The organism is Nitriliruptor alkaliphilus DSM 45188 (genome assembly GCF_000969705.1).
GTDB classification, from domain to species: domain Bacteria; phylum Actinomycetota; class Nitriliruptoria; order Nitriliruptorales; family Nitriliruptoraceae; genus Nitriliruptor; species Nitriliruptor alkaliphilus.
Genome location: NZ_KQ033901.1, coordinates 1,241,435 through 1,261,006 on the forward strand (window position 1 = coordinate 1,241,435; position 19,572 = coordinate 1,261,006).

General features: G+C 72.8%; 19 protein-coding genes. 7 read left to right on the forward strand and 12 right to left on the reverse strand.

The window, feature by feature from the left end; all coding sequences use genetic code 11:
• Positions 1 to 9 precede the first annotated feature (9 nt).
• From NITAL_RS05840 to NITAL_RS05860, 5 genes are all read right to left on the reverse strand, one after another.
• Positions 10 to 1,065 (reverse strand): NAD-dependent epimerase/dehydratase family protein, encoded by a 1,056-nt coding sequence (locus NITAL_RS05840; protein ID WP_052665191.1) that lies wholly within the window; start codon positions 1,063 to 1,065, stop codon positions 10 to 12.
• A gap of 71 nt (positions 1,066 to 1,136) precedes the next feature.
• Complete coding sequence (locus NITAL_RS05845) at positions 1,137 to 2,021, reverse strand: RNA polymerase sigma-70 factor (RefSeq protein ID WP_211262227.1); 885 nt, start codon at positions 2,019 to 2,021, stop codon at positions 1,137 to 1,139.
• Positions 2,022 to 2,048: 27 nt separating this feature from the next.
• On the reverse strand, positions 2,049 to 3,698 hold the full coding sequence (locus NITAL_RS05850; protein WP_083441265.1) for an ABC transporter permease: 1,650 nt from the start codon (positions 3,696 to 3,698) through the stop codon (positions 2,049 to 2,051).
• On the reverse strand, positions 3,695 to 4,660 hold the full coding sequence (locus NITAL_RS05855) for an ABC transporter ATP-binding protein (RefSeq protein WP_052665192.1): 966 nt from the start codon (positions 4,658 to 4,660) through the stop codon (positions 3,695 to 3,697). The genes NITAL_RS05850 and NITAL_RS05855 overlap by 4 nt, the downstream gene beginning before the upstream one ends.
• Positions 4,661 to 4,956: 296 nt before the next feature.
• On the reverse strand, positions 4,957 to 5,394 hold the full coding sequence (locus NITAL_RS05860; protein ID WP_052665193.1) for a pyridoxamine 5'-phosphate oxidase family protein: 438 nt from the start codon (positions 5,392 to 5,394) through the stop codon (positions 4,957 to 4,959).
• Positions 5,395 to 5,560: 166 nt separating this feature from the next.
• Here NITAL_RS05860 and NITAL_RS05865 point away from each other — a divergent pair, with 166 nt between their 5' ends.
• Positions 5,561 to 6,916 carry a flavin-containing monooxygenase gene (locus tag NITAL_RS05865; protein ID WP_052665194.1) on the forward strand — a complete coding sequence of 452 codons (1,356 nt, stop codon included), beginning with the start codon at positions 5,561 to 5,563 and terminating at the stop codon, positions 6,914 to 6,916.
• A 25-nt stretch (positions 6,917 to 6,941) separates the two neighbouring features.
• Here the strand turns inward: NITAL_RS05865 and NITAL_RS05870 are convergent, their stop codons facing one another.
• Positions 6,942 to 7,778 (reverse strand): SDR family NAD(P)-dependent oxidoreductase, encoded by an 837-nt coding sequence (locus NITAL_RS05870; protein WP_211262228.1) that lies wholly within the window; start codon positions 7,776 to 7,778, stop codon positions 6,942 to 6,944.
• A gap of 113 nt (positions 7,779 to 7,891) precedes the next feature.
• Here NITAL_RS05870 and NITAL_RS05875 point away from each other — a divergent pair, with 113 nt between their 5' ends.
• The 4 genes from NITAL_RS05875 (at position 7,892) to NITAL_RS05890 (ending at position 11,122) form a co-directional block, all read left to right on the forward strand.
• Entirely contained in the window at positions 7,892 to 8,524 is a 633-nt protein-coding gene (locus NITAL_RS05875; RefSeq protein ID WP_052665195.1) for a TetR/AcrR family transcriptional regulator, read from the forward strand.
• 67 nt (positions 8,525 to 8,591) lie between these two features.
• Positions 8,592 to 9,038, forward strand: a complete 447-nt coding sequence (locus NITAL_RS05880) for a cupin domain-containing protein (RefSeq protein WP_052665196.1) — start codon at positions 8,592 to 8,594, stop codon at positions 9,036 to 9,038.
• Positions 9,035 to 10,204, forward strand: coding sequence for an NAD(P)/FAD-dependent oxidoreductase (locus NITAL_RS05885; protein WP_211262229.1), 1,170 nt, complete (start codon positions 9,035 to 9,037; stop codon positions 10,202 to 10,204). Before NITAL_RS05880 ends, NITAL_RS05885 begins: the two co-directional genes overlap by 4 nt.
• Positions 10,205 to 10,288: 84 nt before the next feature.
• Entirely contained in the window at positions 10,289 to 11,122 is an 834-nt protein-coding gene (locus NITAL_RS05890) for an alpha/beta fold hydrolase (RefSeq protein WP_052665197.1), read from the forward strand.
• Here NITAL_RS05890 and NITAL_RS05895 read toward each other — a convergent pair.
• From NITAL_RS05895 to NITAL_RS05910, 4 genes are all read right to left on the reverse strand, one after another.
• Positions 11,053 to 12,225, reverse strand: coding sequence for a flavin-containing monooxygenase (locus tag NITAL_RS05895; RefSeq protein WP_052665198.1), 1,173 nt, complete (start codon positions 12,223 to 12,225; stop codon positions 11,053 to 11,055). The genes NITAL_RS05890 and NITAL_RS05895 overlap by 70 nt on opposite strands.
• Before the next feature lie 117 nt (positions 12,226 to 12,342).
• On the reverse strand, positions 12,343 to 13,971 hold the full coding sequence (locus tag NITAL_RS05900) for a helix-turn-helix transcriptional regulator (RefSeq protein WP_052665199.1): 1,629 nt from the start codon (positions 13,969 to 13,971) through the stop codon (positions 12,343 to 12,345).
• Positions 13,972 to 14,067: 96 nt separating this feature from the next.
• The gene (locus NITAL_RS05905) at positions 14,068 to 15,333 is read right to left on the reverse strand and encodes an MFS transporter (RefSeq protein WP_052665200.1); all 1,266 of its coding nucleotides are present in this window, start codon (positions 15,331 to 15,333) and stop codon (positions 14,068 to 14,070) included.
• The gene (locus tag NITAL_RS05910) at positions 15,330 to 16,685 is read right to left on the reverse strand and encodes a rhodanese-like domain-containing protein (RefSeq protein WP_052665201.1); all 1,356 of its coding nucleotides are present in this window, start codon (positions 16,683 to 16,685) and stop codon (positions 15,330 to 15,332) included. Before NITAL_RS05910 ends, NITAL_RS05905 begins: the two co-directional genes overlap by 4 nt.
• Before the next feature lie 109 nt (positions 16,686 to 16,794).
• Between NITAL_RS05910 and NITAL_RS05915 the strand changes: the two genes are divergently transcribed.
• Together NITAL_RS05915 and NITAL_RS05920 are read left to right on the forward strand one after the other, a co-directional pair.
• On the forward strand, positions 16,795 to 17,475 hold the full coding sequence (locus NITAL_RS05915) for an ArsR/SmtB family transcription factor (RefSeq protein WP_052665202.1): 681 nt from the start codon (positions 16,795 to 16,797) through the stop codon (positions 17,473 to 17,475).
• Between the two features lie 34 nt (positions 17,476 to 17,509).
• Positions 17,510 to 17,923: a class I SAM-dependent methyltransferase gene (locus NITAL_RS05920; protein WP_083441267.1), complete on the forward strand. Its 414-nt coding sequence runs from the start codon at positions 17,510 to 17,512 to the stop codon at positions 17,921 to 17,923.
• A gap of 45 nt (positions 17,924 to 17,968) precedes the next feature.
• Here the strand turns inward: NITAL_RS05920 and NITAL_RS05925 are convergent, their stop codons facing one another.
• Positions 17,969 to 18,400 (reverse strand): RidA family protein, encoded by a 432-nt coding sequence (locus NITAL_RS05925; RefSeq protein WP_052665204.1) that lies wholly within the window; start codon positions 18,398 to 18,400, stop codon positions 17,969 to 17,971.
• Positions 18,397 to 19,539 (reverse strand): MFS transporter, encoded by a 1,143-nt coding sequence (locus NITAL_RS05930; RefSeq protein ID WP_083441268.1) that lies wholly within the window; start codon positions 19,537 to 19,539, stop codon positions 18,397 to 18,399. Before NITAL_RS05930 ends, NITAL_RS05925 begins: the two co-directional genes overlap by 4 nt.
• Positions 19,540 to 19,572 lie beyond the last annotated feature (33 nt).

The window sequence follows — 19,572 nt, forward strand, 5'->3', positions numbered from 1 at the left end:
GCGGGAGCCTTACACAGGTTCCGGGGTCGCCGCGTCGCCAGCGGTCCAGTCGAGCCCCGCGGCGTCGCCGGCCTGGCGGCGGCTGACGAGGCCGCGTTCGTGGAGCCAGGCGACGGTGTCGCGCAACGTGTCGTGCAGAGGCCGGCACGTGACCCCGAGGACGGAGTCCGGATGATCCTCGGGATCCGGCGGCCAGTTCCTCAGGACCCACACCGCCTCCGACGAGAACCCCGGATCGATGCCACGACGCTGCGCGGCATCGGCCATACGACTGACCGCGTACACCGGCCCGCTCGGCAGCGACACCCGCGGCAGACGGCGTCCGACGACCCGTTCCAGGTGCCGGAACAGGTCGCGGTAGGCGACCCAACGGCTCTGCATCAGGTACCGCTGCTCCCGCCGCTGCTCCTCGAACAGTCGCGCGTGCGCGGTCGCGACGTCCCGCACGTCGACGACCCCGAAACCACCACCGGGGTCCAGACGCGCCTTGCCCTTCAGCATGTCGCGGACGAGTCGTGCGCTCTCGCCGACGTGGGGCTGGTGCGGGCCGTACACCGAGGCGGGGTTGGTGATGACGATCGGGGCCCCCGTGTCGCGCACCTCGAGCGCGACCCGCTCGGCGTCCACCTTCGACCGTGCGTACGGGCCGGGGGGGTCGCCGAGCGGCGACGTCGCGGTCAGGCCGTCGCTCGGCAGCAGCGCGGCACACGACGAGACGTGGATGATGGGGTCCAGGCCGCGGCGGGCCGCCTCCTCGAGTGCGATCCTGGTGCCCTCGACGTTGACCTGCTGCATCAGCGCCGCGTCACGCGCGTTCAGGCTGTAGACGTTGGCGGCATGGAGCAGGGCATCCGTGCCGTCGAGCGCTCGGCCGAACCCGTCGGCGTCCAGGACGTCCACGAGCACGACCTCGCACCGGCTCGGGTCGATGCCGAGCGGGGTCAGGGCTGGGGCGACCTTCCGCTCGTCGCGCACCGCCAGCACGACGTCGTGACCACCGTCGAGCAGGGCGCGGACGCAGTGCGCCCCGACGAAGCCCGTACCGCCGGTCACCGTGATCCGCACCGCCACACCTCCGGCCGGTCACGCGCCGGGCGGGACCACCTCAGGCAGCCTCCGCCTGCTCGCGTCGGACGTCAACCTGCGGAGCGTGCCGGGTCGAGGTGGCGCAGCTTGTCGGGGTTGGCGATCGAGTGGATCGTCTGGATCCGCCCGTCGGCGATGTCGAGCGCCATGACGCCGATCAGGTGGTCGTCGGCGTCGATCGCCAACCCGGCCGGCTCGCCGTTGAGTTCGGTGATCTGGATCCGCATCCCGCGTTCGGCCAGCACGGCCAGCCCGTGCGACACGAGCTTGGCCACCCGACGGGCGCCGTGGACCGGCCGCTTGAGCGCCTGGACCTTGCCGCCACCGTCGGCGTGCAGCACCACGTCCTCGGTGAGCAGCTCCTCGAGCGCGGCGAGGTCGCCGTCGCCCGCGGCGGCGAAGAACCGCTCGGCCAGTTCGTCGCGTTGCTGTCGGGTGGCGAGGTTGCGCGGGCGACGCTCCTGCACGTGCTTGCGGGCTCGGGCGACCAGGTGCCGCGTGCTGTCCACGCTGGTGCCGACGATCTCGGCCACCTCCGGGTACGGGTACCCGAACACCTCGCGCAGCAGGAACGCGGCCCGCTGCTGCGGGGTGAGGGTCTCGAGCAGCACCAGGAACGCCAACGACAACGAGTCAGTGGTCTCGGCCCGCTCGGCCGGCGTCGACTCGGTGGCCAGCGGCTCGGGCAGCCACTCGCCGACGTACTGCTCGCGTCGCACCCGTGCGGAACGCAGGTGGTCGATCGCCAACCGGGTCGTCAGGGTGGCGAGGTACGCCCGTGGTGACTCGATCTGCTCACCGCGCTCGATCGTCTGGTGCGCCCGCAGGAACGCCTCCTGCACCACGTCCTCGGCCTCGGTGACGCTGCCGAGCATCTGGTAGGCGATCGAGAACGCCAGAGGCCGCAACTCGTCGAACAGGTCCGTGATGGTCATCGTCGCACCTCTCCTCGTCCGATGGCGTCACGTGGTCCGCAGGTCCCGACGGCGGAAGCCGGCCAGCCCCGCAGCCGCCAGCACGGCGGCGACCACGAGACAGATCCCCGCTGCCGGCCACGCGATGTCGTCCAGGGGTGGGTGCCCGGCGTGCTCCATCGGCACCAGGTTCCGCAGCCAACGAGGCAGGTCCATCATGGCACCGAACAGACCGGAGAACAGCCCGAGCCCGACCAGCACCCAGGTGACGCCGATCGCCCGCGGGAGCAGGCCGAACAGCGCGGCCGCGAGTCCGAGCAGGACCAGCAGCCCCGGGACGTGTGCCAGGTGGGCCGCGGCCACCTGCCCGACGTAGGCGCCGTCGCCGACCGCGAGCCCCGCGCCGATCCCGCTCGCCACACCGACGACCGACAGCATCACGACCAGCCCGACCGCCGTGACGGCCAGGTGGGTGCCGAGCCAGACGCCGCGAGCGGTGGCGGTCGCCAGCAGGGCCTCGGCGCGACCCTCGGCCTCCTCCGACGCGACGGCCTGCACGGCGCGGACGACCATCACGCCGGCGAGGACGGCGGTCAGCATCGTGATGATCCCGAGGTACCCGTCGAGCAGGGTGTCGACGGACCCGCCGAACATCTCGACCCGTTCCTCGCTCATCTCCGCGGGATCGGCGATCTGGTCACCGACACCACCGAGGATGAACCCGAACGTCGCCAGCGCCCCGGTCCACCACGCCAGGCTGGCCCGCTGCAGGCGGAACGCGACCGTGAGTGGTGACCGCAGCCACGGCGCCGCGGTCGGTGCTCCGAGGCGGGCCGCGAACAGGCCCGCCCCCACGTCGCGGCGCGTGGACAGCACGAACCCGAGGGTCGCTGCCGCCACCGCGAGGGAGAGCGAGAGCAGCAGCGGCCACCAGCGGCCGTCGACGTAGGGCCGCGTCTGGTTCGACCACGCGAGGGGTGAGAGCCACGACAGCGCGCTGCCGTGTTCCCCGGCCATGTCACCGGCTGCCCGGATCAGCCAGGCCGCACCGAGGACCGCACCCGCGATCGCCGTCGCGGACCGTGCGTGCTCGGTGACCTGCACGGTGATGGCGGCGACCCCGGCGAAGACCAGTCCGACCGCAGCGACGCCGGCCCCGAGCAACAGGCCCTGACCGCCGTCGTAGCCGTTGGCAGCCATGGCGCCGCCGAGCAGGAGCGCCAACACCGCGTTGGCGCCGACCGCGACGATCAGCGTCGCGGTGAGCTGGGCGTGTCGCCCCACCACGCTCGAACGGACCAGCTCGGCCCGCGCGTGCTGCTCGTCGGCCCGGGTGTGGCGCGCGACCAACTGCAGGCTCATCAACGCGGCGAGGATGAAGAAGAACAGCGCGTAGACGTTGGCGATGTACACGTCCAGGGCGATGGCATCACGCCCGTACCCGGGCCCGAACATGGCGCCCATCGCCCCGTCCATGAACCGGCCGAGGTCCTGCAGCTGCTCCTCGGTCTCGAAGACCCGGGGCAGGGCCGCGCCGAAGTTGAACAGCAGCCCGGTCGTGCCGAGCAGCCAGGCCGGCAGCTTGATCCGGTCCCGACGCAGGATGAAGCGCAGCAGGGTGCCGGTGCCGGCCAGCGCCGCGCCGCGCCCTCGGACGACCGGGGCCGGATCCGGCTCGCGGACACCGTTCCCCGTCATCGCTGCTCCCCCGCGTCAGCTGCGGCTCCGGCCGCGGCTCGATCGACCGTCCGCCGGTCGCCGTTGCCCCGCGCGGCGAGCTCGTCGCCGTAGTGGCGCAGCATGAGCTCCTCCAGCGTCGGTGGGTGGCTCGTCAACGCACGCAGCTCGAAGCGGGTCAGCGTGCGGACCGCCTCGTCGAGGTGGTCGGTGTCGACCGCGAACCGCACCCGGCCGTCCTCGGCCTGCAGGTCGTGGATGCCGGCCAGCCGCTCGAGGTCCGCGGCGGGTTGTCGGGTCTCGGCCTCGATCGTGGTCCGCGTCAGTTGGCGCATCTGGCTGAGGGTCCCGGACTGCACGATCTCGCCCTTCCGGATGATGCTGACGCGATCGGCGAGCGCCTCGACCTGGGCCAGGATGTGGCTCGAGAGCAGCACCGTGCGGCCCTCCGCCTTCAGCTGGCCGATCACGTCCTGGAACACCACCTCCATCAAGGGGTCGAGGCCGGCGGTCGGCTCGTCGAGCAGGAGCAGCTCCGCGTCCGATGCGAGGGCCCCGACGATCGCGACCTTCTGGCGGTTGCCCTTGGAGTAGGTGCGGCCCTTCTTGGTGGGGTCGAGGTCGAAGCGCTCGATGAGCTCGGCGCGGCGGGCGAGGTCGAGGCCACCGCGCAGCCGGCCGAGCAGGTCGATCGCCTCACCGCCGGTGAGGTTCGGCCACAGCTCGACGTCGCCCGGCACGTACGCCATCCGGCGGTGCAGGGCGACCGCGTCGCGCCACGGGTCTGCGCCGAGCACCTCGACGCCGCCGGCGTCGGCACGCAGCAGCCCGAGCAGCACCCGGATGGTGGTCGACTTGCCGGCGCCGTTCGGACCGAGGAAGCCGTGAACCTCGCCGGCCGTCACCGTGAGGTCCACCTGGTCGAGGGCACGGGTCGAACCGAAGGTCTTGACCAGACCGGACGTGGCGATCACCGCGGTCACGCCGCCACCTCGCCGAGCGGTCCGAACGGGGGAGGGGTTGGCATCTGCATGGAGGTCTCCGTCGTGGTGTCCACCCGGGTACTGGGTGTCACCGATGGAGACGAGATGGCCCGGCGTTCCATGACCGCCGCCGATCGCGGACGCACACGTCAGCGGCGGGCCCGCCCGATCAGGGGCGCGCCCTGCGCTTCTCGTTGCCGCCGCGGAAGACCAGGACGCGCCCGTCCTTGGTCACCTGCCAGGTGAGCGGGTCGTCCTCGAGCCCCACGATGTGTCCCCCTCGTCGTGCCGGCTCGTCAGGCGCGGAAGCGGTCGCGGATGGGCTCTCCGTCGTCGTACACGGTGCTGAAGGCGTCGTCGACCGACAGTTCGAAGAGCACGTAGCGGTCGGCCGGTTCGTACGACGCGTGGCTGACAGCCAGCTCGCGGAGGCCTGGGTCGGTGACGCGTCGCCCGGTCCCCGCCACCCGGAACTCGCCGCCTCCGCCGCCCGAGTCCTCGACCGAGCAGTGCAGGGCGTACCGGCTGCCGCGCTCCAGGTCGCGCCCCTTCGGTGAGGTCGACTCCATGAACAGCAGCAGGTGGCCGGGTGCCACGATCGGAGTCACCGGGTGCAGCCTCGGTGCACCGCTGTCGGTGACGGTCGCCAGGTAGGCGACCCCGGAGCCGGTGAGCCGCCGGGCACCGAACTCGGCGAGGTCGGGGGCTCGGTCCTGGAACGTCTGCCAGCTCATGCACACCTCCGGTCGGCGCGACGGGCGCCTCGGCCGCCGGACGCTAGTGCTGGGGCGCGGGGCGCGTCGCCGATGACCGCTCGGTGACCGGCGGCGACGTGGTGATGGGCTTGACGCCCCCGCACAGTGATGACAACCTGGCTTGTCAACATGACTGGGAGGCGGCGTGGCGGCACGGACCGTGTGCGTGGTCGGCGGCGGCGTGGCGGGCATCGCGGCGGCCAAGGCGCTGCGCGAGCGCGGCATCGCCTTCGACGCGTTCGAGAAGAGCGACCGTCTCGGCGGGGTGTGGTCCTTCGGCAACCCCTACGGGGTCTCTGCCGCCTACGACACGCTCTGCCTCAACTCGTCCCGGAAGATGACCGAGTGGCCCGACCTGCCGATGCCGTCGCACTACCCGGACTACCCGAGCCACGTGCAGATGGAGGACTACTTCAACCTCTACGCCGACCGCTTCGGGCTCCGCGAGCACTACACCTTCGAGACGTCGGTGGCGCGGGCCGAGCGGCTCCCCGAGGGCGGCTGGGAGGTCGAGCTGTCGACCGGTGAACGCCGGCGGTACACGACGTTGCTGGCCGCCAACGGCCACCACCACGAACCGAACGTGCCGAGCTTCCCCGGGCAGTTCGACGGCGAGGTCATCCACGCCCACGACTACACCGAGCGCGAGTCGTTGCGGGACCGGGACGTGGTGGTGCTCGGCATGGGCAACAGCGCGATGGACATCGTGGCCGAGGCCGCGAAGGTCGGACGGTCGGCGACCCTGTCGGCGCGGCGGGGGACCTACATCCTCCCGAAGTACCTGTTCGGCCGTCCCATCGACCACCTGCCCAACGACCCGCGGGTGCCCTGGGCGATCCGGCAACGCGGGCTGGACCTGCTCATCAAGCGTGGCCACGGGCGCATGGCTGACTGGGGCCTGCCCACCCCCGATCACCCGCTCGGTGGGTCGCACCCCACCGTCAGCGCCGAGATCTTCGGTCAACTCGAGCGCGGTGCGGTGACCGTCAAGCCGTGCATCGCGGCCTACGACGGCGAGAAGGTCGAGTTCACCGACGGCTCGAAGGTCCGCGCCGACCTCGTCGTGCTGGCCACCGGGTACCGGATCACCTTCCCGTTCCTCGACCCGTCGATCCTGTCCGCGCCGGACAACGACATCCGCCTGTTCCTCAACATCTTCGACCCGCGGTGGGACGACCTCGCCGTCATGGGGCTCGTGCAGACGGTGGGGTCCAACATCCGGATGGCCCACGCCCAGGCGCAGCTGGTCGGTGACTGGGTCGCCGGGCGCTACCGGCTGCCGCCCGCCAGCGAGATGCGCCGAGCCGTCGACGCCAACACCCGGGCGATCCAGGAGCGGTACGTGGCCTCGCCGCGCCACACCCTGCAGATCGATCACCACGAGTACCTGCGCAGGATCGAGCGGGAGCGCGAGGCTGGCGCCGAGCGTGCCGGCATCGCGCTTCCACCACCGTCCGGGCTGCGCGGGGTCCTCGCCAGCGTCCGGGGACGGGTGGGCTGAGCGCTCGGCCCCGTTCCCGCCGCGGTCAGTGGTCCCGGTTCGAGGCGGCGAAGCGGGCCTGCTTGCGTCGTGCCTGGGCGACCACGGTGGGGCCGAGCCGCAGGGCGATGCGCGGGAACGCCGCGTAGGCGCGGGCGACCCCGCCACGCCACCGGGGCACGCTGACCACCGGACTCCGGCGGTCCAGGGCACGACCGACCTGTCGGGCGACCTGCTCGGGGGTGAGGAGCGGCCCGGACCAGGACAGCGCCGCCTCGGGGTCGTCGACGAGGTCGTGCAGCATCGGGGTCCAGATCCCGTCCGGGCAGATGGCAGTGAGGTGCAGACCGGTGATGCCGTGCTGGCGGAGGTCGTGGGCGGTGCCCATCGTGTAGGCCAGCGCCGCGTGCTTGGTCGCCGCGTAGACGGTCTCGCCCGGCGGCGCGACCAACCCGGCCAGCGAGACGACGTTGACGATGTGGCCGTCACCACCGCGGCGCATCACGTCGATCGCAGCCGTCGTCCCGTGGATCGTGCCGTGCACGTTGACGTCGAACAACGCGTGGACCTCGTCGTCGGCGTGCGACCACGACGGCCCGGTCCGCAGGATCCCGGCGTTGTTGACCCAGACGGCCAGGCCGTCGGTCGCCGCGACCTCGTCGGCCAGGGCGCGGACGGCCGCGCCGTCGGTGACGTCGAGTCGTACGCCCGTTGCGTTGCTGCCGAGCCCGGCCGCCGCATCCTCCGCGGCGACGGGGTCGAGGTCAGCGAGCCGGACGCGGTGACCGCGCCGCACCAGCTCCGCGCCGACGGCGCGGCCGAGCCCGCCCGCGCCGCCGGTCACCACCGCACCCACCGCCGCCATCGCACCCGTGGACGCCACCGCTGTCTCCTCCCGACGCGGCGACGGCCTCCCGACGACGCGGCTGCCATACTGCGTGTGGACAATCGTGCTTGTCAACCTCTGCCGTGGTCGCTCCTCGTTAGGCTCGCCGCGTGACCTCCTCGACCTCCTCGACCTCCTCCTGGGCTGGCACCACGGCCGAGGAGCGCCGCGCCGACCGCCGGGCGCGGCTGCTCGAGGCGGGGCTCGATGCGTTCGGGACCGAGGGGTACGCCGCCAGCTCGATCAACCGGATCTGCAAGGCGGCGCGGGTCACCGAACGGGACCTGTACCGGGAGTTCGGCGGCAAGCAGGGGCTGTTCCTCGGCGTCTACGACGCGCTCATCGAGGAGGTCCTCGCCCGGATCTCCGCCGAGCTCGCCGCTGCCGCACCCGACCCCGAGGCGCAGGTGCGCGCCGCGGCGGACGCGTTCACCGCCGTGGTCACCACCGACCCTCGCAAGAGCCGGGTGAACTTCGTCGAGGCCGTCGGCACGGAAGCGGGCATCGAGACCCGGCGACGTGAGGTGCTCCGGGCCTTCGGTGCGTTGATCGAGACCCAGTGGCGGCAGATGGTCGACAGCGGCGTCGCCGAGCGTGGTCCCGCGCCCGGCCTCTCGATGGCGCTGGTCGGGGCCACCCAGGAGCTGCTCGTCGACTGGACCGAGGATCCGGGTGGGCGGACCCGCGACGACGTCGTCGACGCGATCGTCCGGGTCTACATGGCGGTCATGCGTCACGCCTGACGTCCGGATCGCCCGCTCCAGCCGGCCGGGTGCGGCATGCTCGCCCGACCCGGCGGGAGGGCGAGCGATGTCGTTGGTGGGCAACGTGTACGAGGGCGGGCCGGTACGCCTCGAGTTCACCCGGACCGCTGCCGAGACCGGGGGACAGCTCCACGAGATGAGGGCGACCTACGAGGCGGGCTCACCGCTGCCGCCCGCACACCGCCACCCGGGACAGGACGAGCGTTTCGAGGTGGTAGCGGGGGCGCTCACCTTCCTGATCGACGGGGAGCGGCACACGGTCGCCGCGGGCGAGGCGATCGACGTCCCTCGGGGGGCGGTGCACCAGGTCCACAACCCCGGCGAGGTCCCCGCGGTGGCCGTCTGGCAGACACGTCCCGCGCTGCGGACCGGCGAGTTCCACCACGAGCTGCACGCCGCGGTGGACGCCGAGGACTGGGCGCGACTGGGCGAAGTCCTCGGCGGCTACGGCGACGTCTTCGAGCTGGTGACGGTGCCGGAGCGTGAGGGGTGACCGTGCCCCAGGGCACCGGCAACGTCGACGGCTGCGACGTGGTCGTCATAGGTGCCGGCATCATCGGGGCGGCGTGCGCCTACCAGCTGGCTGATGCGGGCCTCGAGGTCGTGGTCGTCGATCGCCACGAGGCCCCCGCGATGGGCTCCACGGGGCTGAGCGCCGCCGGGGTGCGCGTCCAGTTCGTCGAGCCGACCAACGTCGCCCTGTCTCTGGCGAGCATCCACGAGTACGCCACGTTCGAGGAGCGCTACGGCGTCGACAGCGGCTACCGGGCGGTCGGCTACCTCCTGCTCGTTCCGGACGCACAGTGGGCGGGGCATCTCACCGGCGTCGAGGTGCAGCGTTCGCTCGGTGCGCCGGTGGAGATCCTCGACCTGACGGCCGTGCGGGAGCGGTTCGTCCGCTTCGATCCCGCTGGCCTGGCGGGAGCGACGTTCGGGCCGATCGACGGGGTGGTCGATCCGAACACCGTGACCCACACCTACCTGTCGCTGGCCAGGGAGCGAGGCACCAAGGTCCGGCTCCGCAGCGAGGTGACGGCGATCTCGGCCTGCGGGGACGGCTGGGAGCTGACCGTGGGTGGACGTCGGTTGCGGGCCGGCGTCGTGGTCAACGCGGCAGGGTGCTGGGCGGGTCAGGTCGGTCGCCTCGCAGGCATCGAGGTACCGGTGCAGCCCTACCGTCGCATGGTCTACGTGACGGCCCCGGCGGCGGGGCGTGCCACGACGCCGCTGACGGTCGACCTCGCCACGGGGTTGTACTTCCGCAGCGAGGGTGAGCGGCTCCTGTTCGGCCGGTCGAACCCCGACGAGGCTCCCGGCTTCGCCACGGGCATGGACCCAGGCTGGCTCGAGCCGACCCTGATCGCAGCGATGGATCGCTTCCCCTGGTTCGCCGAGGAGCAGCTGGACAGTGCCGCGAGCTGGTACGGCTACTACGAGATGACCCCGGACCACAACGCGCTGCTCGGCGTCTCGACGGACGCGCCCGGCTGGGTCGACGTCTGCGGGTTCTCGGGTCACGGGGTCCAGCAGGCACCTGCGGTCGGACGCGCCATCCGCGAGGAGATCGTCGACGGCCGAGCGACGACGATCGACATCGATCCGCTGCGGCCCGAACGGCTGCGCACCGGCCAGCACCGCGTCGAGCGCCACATCATCTAGGTCTCCTCGTGGAGGAGCGGTGAGTTCCGCGGTCTCGGCCGGTCACCAACCCCGACCGCTCCTCCCTTCGCTCCAGGAGTTCCGATGTCCGCCACCGTCCCCAGCACCTCCGACCTCCTGCGGGTTCCAGGTGCACAGCTCCACCACGAGGTACGCGGGTACGGCCCGGTCGTCGCGCTCGTCGGCGCGCCGATGGGCGCCGGTGCGTTCGAACCGCTCGCCGACCTGCTCGCCGCCGACCACACGGTCCTGACCACCGACCCTCGCGGCATCGACCGCAGCCCGCTCGACGATCCCGAGCAGGACTCCACCCCCGAGCTGCGCGCGGACGACCTGTCGCGCCTGCTCACCCACCTCGATGCCGGCCCCGCCGCCGTCGTCGGCTCCAGCGGCGGTGCCGTCACCGCGCTCGCGCTCGCGCAGGCGCACCCCGAGCAGGTCCACACCGTGATCGCACACGAGCCGCCGCTCGAGGAGCTGCTGGAGGATCGCGAGCGCCGTCGGGCGGCCACCGAGGACATCATCGCGACCTACCTCGAGCACGGGTCCGGTCCGGCCTGGGGCAGGTTCCTGGCGGAGGCTGGCATCACCATGCCCGAGGGCGAGGGACCCGGCGGACCGCCGGAAGCGACCGAACGGGACCCGCAGGAGATCGCCGACGAACGACGGTTCTTCCTCCACGAGCTGCGACCGACCGCGCACTGGGTGCCCGACCTGGACGCGTTGCGTGCCGTGGCGACACGCATCGTGGTCGGCATCGGCGAGGCATCGGGCGGCCAGACCTGTGACCTGACGTCGCGGGCGCTGGCCGACGCGCTGGGCACCGAGCCGGTGCTGTTCCCCGGCGGTCACACCGGGTTCGTCGAGGACCCCGGGGCCTTCGCCGCGATGCTGCGCACGGTCCTCCCCGGAGGCTGAACCGTCGTGACGCGGGCAGCCACGTGTGCGGCGATGCGGTCCGCGTCCTCCCCGACCCCCTGGATCATCTCGGACGCCATCGAGCTGAGGAAGAACAGGCCCACGAAGTACAGCCCAGGGTGGTCGGGCACGATGCCCGCCTCGTGGTGCGGCTCGTGCTCGCCGTGGACGGGGAGGTCGATCCACGAGAACCCCGGGTGGAAGCCGGTGCACCACACGACATTGGCGACGTCCAGGACGCGACCGTCGGTCAGCACGGGACGGCCGTCCCGGACCCCCTCCACCCGCGGGACGCGCTCGACACCCGCCGCTGCCAGGTCCTTCGGCTTCACACGGATGAGCGGGCCGCCCTCGGTCAGCGCCTTCGGCCGGACGCGGCGGCCCACCGGTGTCCGCACCGTCAGCACCCGGCGGAACAGGAAGCGCAGCACGAAGCGCACCCCGACCGCGCGCCCGAACCACCCGTCGATGCGGAACGGGATGTGGCCCGTGTCGCGTCCCGCCATCCACACCGTTCGGTCGCGCGCCAGCTCCATCGCCAGCTCCGAACCCGAGTTGCCGGCTCCGACGAGGAGGACGTCGCCGGGTCGCAGCTGGCTCGGGTTGCGGTACTCGCTCGAGTGCAGCTGCACCGTGGCCGGATCGAGCTCGGTTGCGAACCCGGGCACCTTCGGCCGCTGGAAGGTCCCGATGGCCACGACCACGTTGGCGGCATCCCACCGTCGATCACCCGCCGACACCAGGTAGCGGTCCCCGACGCGGGTGAGGTGGTCGACCCGCGTCGCGTGCCGCACGGGCAGGTCGAAACGGGCCGCGTACGCCTCGAGATAGTCGCCCATCTCCTCCTTGGTGGGGAAGCTGTCCGGCGGGGCGGGGAACGCCATCCCGTCGAGGCTGCTGAACCGCGCCGGCGTGAACAGCCGCAGCGAGTCCCAGCGTCGACGCCACACGTCGCCGACCCGTTCCTCGGCGTCGAGGATCACGAACGGCAGGCCCCGCCGCGCCAGGTGGTAGCCGACCGACAGGCCGGCCTGGCCGCCCCCGATCACCACCGTGTCGACCTGCTCCTCCGCGTTCGCCTGTTCGACCGTCGCGTCCCGCACCACGCCCTCCTTCGCCTGGATCTCGCTGACGACGCTACGGACCGGCGTGGCGCTCGGCGTCGACCGGAACCACCATCTGCGCCAGCGGCACGTGGTGATCGTTGACCATCCCGACGTTCAGGCGAGGTCGTGCTCGTGGGCGAACGCGGCGGCCGCCGTCCGTGAGGTCACCTGGAGCTTGACGAAGATGTTCTGCACGTGGCGGGCCACGGTGTGCCGGCTGATGACCAGCCCGTCGGCGATCGCCTGGTTGCTGAGCCCCCGAGCGATCAGGCCGAGCACCTCGACCTCCCGGTCGGTCAGCCCGCCCGCGGTGGGCCGGCGGGTCGGTGCCTCGATCCGGGACACGTGCGCCAGCTCGGGTGCGGCACCGAGGGCGGTGAACGCCGCGCGGGCGGCGTCGAGCTCGAGCATCGCACCGTCCTCGTCGCCGAGGTCGCGGCACGCGATCGCGAGCAGGACCCGCGTCCGGGCCTCCTCGTAGGGGCTGCCGAGCTCGCGCCAGCCGAGCCACGCGCGCCGGAGGCTGGTCAGCGCCTCGCGGGCCCGCCCCTCGGCCAGCAGCGTGGCGCCCGTGGCGTGGGCCGAGGTGGCCGCGAGCATCGGCGCCCCCAGCGTGTCCGCCAGCGCGGCCAGCTCCTGCTCCGCGGCACGTGCTGCCCCCAGGTCGCCGACGGCGAGGGTGATGTCGACCGCGGCCGCCAGCACGCGGGCGCGAACGCCGGGGTCGGCGGACTCGTCGACCGCACGTCGGATGGCGGCGTCAGCGAGGTCGGTCCGGCCCTGGGCGAGCCGGAGCTGGGCGAGGCCGGGTTGCGGTGGGTGGCCGGCCTGGCTCGCCGCGCGGTAGTGGGTCTCCGCCTCGTCGAACTCCCCGCGGAGGCGGTGCAGCTCCGCGGCGCGGTAGTGCGCGGCACCGACTGCGGGACCGGGGACGGCCAGGAACCGGTCGCAGGCCCGCTGTGCCTCGGCGAGCGCGTCGTTCCAGTCGCCGTGCTGCTGCATCACCTCGGCACGGTGGACCAGGCACTGGCCGCGGTAGGGCACCAGGTCGGGCTGCGATGCGCACCACTCGCTGAGCGCGGTCGTCCACTCCCGGGCCCGACGCAGGTCGAAGGTGTCGTGGCAGGCCTCGATCACCGCGCAGTAGATGATGCCGGCCGGGATCGGCGACACCTCGCCCGCATCCACGGTCGCCATCACCTCGTCGAGCAGCGCCAGTCCCGCAGCGGCGTCGCCGAGGCGGATGAGGGCCTGGCCGACCCCGAGCCGACCGAGCGCGCACAGGTCGGCGTCGACCGCGTTCGACGCGATCGTCGTCACGTCGAGGAACAGGCGGTGCGCGTCCTCGGGGTCGCTGTCGAGGTGCTGGAGCGCCACCGGCAGCTGCAGGTAGCCACGTTCGGGGCACGACGGATCGTCCTCGAGCAACCGGGCCCCTCGCGCGAACCAGCCTCCGGCCCGGATGGTCTCACCGCGCAGGAGGAGCCCCATCGCGAGCCAGAACACGCAGCGCACCGCATCGCCCACGGCGCCTCGTGTGCTGAACGCGAGGTGCGCCCGCTCGAAGGCGTGGTCACGCGTCGCGTCGTCGCCGGTGAGGTGGGCCGCCACGGCGAGCCGCTCGAGATCCTCCGGCTCGAGGGGCGTGTCGGCGTCAGCCTCCGCGAGCGCGGTGCGGGCCTCCGACCACGACCGGTTCGCGGACGCCTCTCGACCTCGATCCAGGATCCCGGTCCTGGCCATGGCTCCCTCGGTGCACGGTCCCCGTTGCGGGTCATCGTGCGCTCCGTCGACCGTACACCTCCCGAAGGGACAGGTCGGGTGAGCCGTCAGGTCGGCTCACCGCCCTGCCACGAGGTGGGTCTCACGCATCCGGGCGGCGACGTCGACGCCGCTGGCGGCGGTGATGAGCGCCACGACGACGATGGCGGTGGCGATCGAGTAGGCGTCGGCGAGGAAACCCGCGAGGACCGCACCGACGGCGAAGCCGATGTCGCGCCAGAAGCGGTACACGCCGACGGCCGCTCCCCGCCAGCTCGGGTGCGCGACGTCACCGACGGCCGCGATGAGGGTCGGGTAGGCCATCGCGGTCCCGGCACCGAACAGGACGCTGCCGGCGGCCCACACCGCGACCGTGTCGCCGGTGGCGATGACGAGCAACCCGATCGCCTCGGTGAACTGGCCGCCGGCGATGAGCCACTTGCGGCCGAGGCGGTCCGACAGCGCACCCGTTCCGAGCTGCCCGACACCCCACACGGCGGGCGCGATGGCGGTGAGCAGACCGACCGTCGCCAGCCCCTCACCTGCGGCGGCGAAGTAGAGCGGGAACAGGCCCCAGGCCATCCCCTCGTTGAGGTTGTTGACCAGACCCGCCTGGCTCGCGGCGGACAGCGAACGGTCCCGCCAGGTCCCGAGCGCGAACACCTCGCGAGCACGCAGACCGCCGGCGTGACCACCGACAGGCGCGACGTGGCCACCCGCCTCGTGCGCGACGTGACCGGCGGTCTCACGGACGAACCCCGCCGACAGGCCGAGCCCGACGGCCGCGAAGGCGACACCCAGGAGGAACGGACCGGGGCGGAGGCCCGCCGTCTGCGCGATGGCACCCGTGGCCCACGCGGCGACGGCGACGGCCCCGTATCCCGCGGCCTCGTTGAAGCCCATCGCCGTCCCGCGGCGTTCGGGGCCGACGAGGTCGATCTTCATGATGACGGTGACCGACCAGGCCAGACCCTGGTTCACCCCGAGCAGCACGTTGGCGAACACCACCCATCCCCAGCTCGGCGCCCAGATCAGCAGCAGGGGGACCGGGACGGCGAACAGCCAGCCGGTGAGCAGCACGGGCTTGCGACCGAACCGGTCGGCCAGCGTCCCGGCGACGTAGTTGACGATCGCCTTCGTGAGACCGAACGCCGCGATGAAGGTGAGCATCGCCGAGTACGCCGACAGACCGAACTCGTCCTCGGCGAGCAGCGGCAGGACGGTGCGTTCCTGGCCGACCATCCCGCCGACCAGGGCGTTGACCGCGACGAGCAGGACGAACTGCGGCAGGTTCGCGCGCAACCCGAGGCGGACCGGCGGGCGACGTGTACCCGCGGCGCTCACCCGTCGGCTCGGAGGTCGCCGATGTCCTCCGGCCCACCGGCGAGCACCGTGACGTCGCGGTGACCGGCACGTTCCAAGAGGCTGGCCGCCGTCATCGCCCGCTCGCCGTGGCCGCAGTGCAGGAGCACGGGCTCGGACGGCACGAGGTCCCGAGCGACGGAGAGGTCGCTGAGTGCTCCGAGCTCGATGTGGGCCGCGCCCGCGACGTGGCCCGAATCGAACTCGGCGTCCTGGCGGACGTCCACGACCCGCCGGCCGGCGGCGCCGCGGGGACCGACGAGCGGGGTCATGGTCAGCGGGCGACCCGCGGCACGCCACGCGTCGATGCCGCCGGCGAGCTCACCCACGATCCGCTCGTACCCGATCGTGCGCGCCGCCCACACCAGGTCCTGGCGGTCGACCGCGCCGTCGGCGACGACCACGATCGGTCGGTCGCGTCGCACCAGCCACCCGAGCCACGTCGCGAACTGCGGACGCCACGGGTTCGACAGCGACCCCGGCAGGTGGCCGGCCGCGAACGCGTCGATGCTGCGGACGTCGACCACCTCTGCCCCGTCGGCCACGGCGGCGTCCACCTCGTGGACCGACAGGGTCGGCAGCTCCACCGGTGCCGAGCCGTGCACGACGGGGCCCGCCCGGTTCACGTCGCGCAGCTCGAGGAAGTACGGCGGGTACGAGCCGAGGCCGCCGAGCAGCCGCGCGACGAAGGTGTCCTCGTCCGGATCGCCGGTGAGCAGGGGGTTGGTGTCGCGTTCCCGGCCGATGGTGGTGGTGCGTTCGCCGCTGGCACCGGCGGCGCAGAACGACCCGCCACCGTGGGTGGGCAGCACGGGCAGGTCGTCGGGCAGCGTGAGCAGCCGCCGGGTGATGGAGCGGTAGGCCGCCCGAGCGAGCGGCTCGGTGCGTTCCGGTGTGAGCAGGTCCGGCCGTGCCACGCCGCCGGCCATCAACGTGCCCCCCGAGAACAGCGCCGCAGGCCGGGCGCCGTCGAGCAGGAGGTGGGCGAGGTGCTCGGGGGTGTGACCGGGGGTCGCGATGACCTGCAGGCGCAGCCCGCCGAGGTCGACCTCGTCACCGTCGGCGAGCGGCTCGTGCGGGAAGGTCAGGTCGCTGCCTGCCGGGGCGAGCAGCCTGGCGCCGGTCGCCGCGAGCTCGCGGCCCCCGGAGACGAAGTCCGCGTGCAGGTGGGTCTCCACCACGAACCGCGAGGTGAGCCCGCGACGGTCGAGCTCGCGTCGGTAAGGGCGCGGGTCGCGCTCGGGATCGACCACCAGCGCCCCGCCGTCCCCGAGGTCGACGAGGTAGGCGCTGTTGCCGAGCCCCTCGTCCACGAGCGGTACCACGTCCGGCACGGCATCTCCTCAAAGGATCGTTTGAACATCAGTCAACGCCGGGGGCCCATCGAAGTCAAGTGATCGTTTGAGTTCGTGCGGTACCGTCGTCCCAGGACGGAGGTGGGTGGTGGCGACGACGGCTGGCGACCGGCAGGCCAAGGACGCCCTGTTCGACGGGTTCGCCTCCGTCGCTCGGGCGCTGTCATCGGGCCGCCGCGCCGAGATCGTCGAGCTGCTGGCCCAGGGAGAGCGCAGCGTCGACGAGGTCGCGGGGGAGATCGGCCAGTCGGTGGCCAACACCTCCCACCACCTGCGCACGCTCGCCCGGGCGGGACTGCTGACCAGTCGCCGCGAGGGGACCCACGTGCACTACCGGCTCGCCTCCGACGCGGTGCTCGAGCTGTGGTGGGCCATGCGCGAAGTCGCGGTCGCCCAGGTCGACGACCTCGACGACCTCGCCCGGAGCTACCTCGGTGACCGGGCGGATGTGGCGACCATCGATCGGGCCGAGCTGCTCGCTCGGCTCGACCGGGGCGAGGTGGTCGTCGTCGACGTGCGTCCGCCCGCCGAGTACGCCGCCGGGCACATCGTCGGTGCCATCCACGTGCCACCAGAGCAGCTCGATCTCATCGACGAGCTCTTGGGTGATCAGCCGACCGACCGTGAGGTCGTGGCGTACTGCCGTGGGCCCTACTGCGTCTACGCCGACGAGGCGGTCCGCCGGCTGCAGCGGCACGGGCGCCGCGCGGCGCGTCTGGACGAGGGCCTGCCCGAGTGGCGGCGGGCCGGAGGGCCGGTGGCGGTCTGACCCTCGACCGCCGGGCTCACCCCGCGGCCGCGCGGTGGAGGCGTCCGTGCCGATCGAGGTGATCGACGGTGTGGCCGAGCAGCTCACGGCCCAGGACGGGCGTTTCGACGCCGCCGTGGTCACGCTCGTGTTGTGCTCGGTCGCGGATCCCGCGCCCGCCCTGCGTGAGCTGCACCGGGTGCTGCGCCCCGGTGGCCAGCTGCGCTTCCTCGAGCACGGGCGGGCCGACCGCCCCGTCGCGGTCGCGATCCAACGGGCGATCGACGCGACGTTCTGGTCCGCCCTCAACGGTGGGTGTCGCACGAGCCGGGACCCCGTGGCCGACATCCGTGCGGCGGGCTTCCGCATCGAGCACACCGAACGCCTGGGCTTCGCCGACACGTCGATCCCGTTCCCGGCCTCCCCGCACACCTGCGGGACGGCCGTCCGGGCGCAGGCACGATCGTGACGGCGCGTCGCGACGTGCCGTGACGGCGGGCACCCGCGGGCTGCGTCATCGGGTCCGTACAGGACGGACGGCGGTCGCCTCGACCTCGAACAGCATCCCGTCCAGCGCCAGCCGGGGCACCGGGATGAGCGTGCAGGTGGGCTTCAGGCCGTCGCCGAAGATCCGGTCGAACTCACCGCCGAGGACGTGCAGCTTGGCCTCGTCGTGGTCGACGATGAGGACGGTCAACCTGACGACGTCGGCGGGCCCCGCGCCGACCGAACGGAGGGCGACGACGACGTTGTCGAGGGCCTTCCGGACCTGGCCAGGGAAGTCCGGCTCGAGCACGCCGTCCTCGTCCTCGCCACCCTGGCCGGCGACGTGGATCGTCTCGGCACCTGCCGCCACGACGGCGACGTGGGAGTAGCCGTTGGCGGTGGGGTCGTAGAGCCCGGTCGGGTTGCTCAGCGTCAGGGCGGGGTTCGTGGTGGGGTTCATCTGCAGGTCTCCTGGTGGAGGTCGTGGTGCGGGATGACCGGCGACACCATGTCGGGGTCACCGGAGTGAGCGGATCGGGGGTGGAGATGGCCTGCGGTGGCCCAGAGCGGCCACACTGCGAGCAGCGCGATCGCTGCCGCGGCCCACGGCACGCGGGACGGCCCGAGGAGGTCGAGCGCACGGCCACCGGCGTAGGCGCCGGCCGCGACGGCGAGGTTGAAGACCACGACGACCAGGGACGTCGCCGCTTCGGTGTCGTCCGGCGCGGCGACGAGCACCCAACGTTGGGTGGTCACCGAGACGCCACCCCAGGCCAACCCCCAGGCGGCGATCGTGATCGCGATGGCGGGGCCGTTCACCGTGACCGGCAGGGCGAGGAGCGCGATGCCGAGCCCGAGGGTCATCGCAGCGGCAGTCCGACGCACGCGACGTTCGGGCGTGGAACCGGCGATGAGGTTGCCCACGACACCGGCGCCCCCGAAGAGCGCCAGCAGCGTGCCGATCGGTGCGGCTGAGCCACCTGCCGACCCGAGGAGCGGATCGAGGAAGGTGTACGCAGTGAAGTGACCGACGACGAGAGCGGCGGTGACCGCGAGGCCGAGGCGGACGCCCCGGTTCCCGAGCTGACCCCGGACCGCGCCACGATGGTGGTCAGCCATCGGCGGCAGCGCTGGGAGCAGGGACAGCAGGGCGATCAGTACGATCGTGGCGGCACCGGCGGTGGCGACGAATGCGGCACGCCAGCCCAGCACGTCGCCGAGCACCGCACCGGCCGGGATCCCGACCACCGACGCCACCGCGACGCCGCCGAAGACCACCGCGGTCGCCCGGCCGGCGAGGTCGGCGGGGACGAGCCGAGGACCGAGCCCGCCGGCCACGGTCCAGAACCCACCGATGGAGACGCCGGCGACCGACCGAGCCAGCAGCAGGAACGGGAAGCTGCTGGCGACCGCTGTGGCGAGGTTCGCGACGACCAGGAGCGCCATCAGGACGCGCAGGACCGAGCGTCGGTCGCGGCGCGCTGTGGTCGCGGCGATCACCGGTGCACTCACGGCGGCCACCAACCCGGGCACCGTGACGACCGATCCGGCCGCGCGCCTCGGAGACGTCCATCGCCGCGCCGAGGGCCGCCAGGACACCGATCGGCAACAGTTCGGTGGTCACGAGCACGA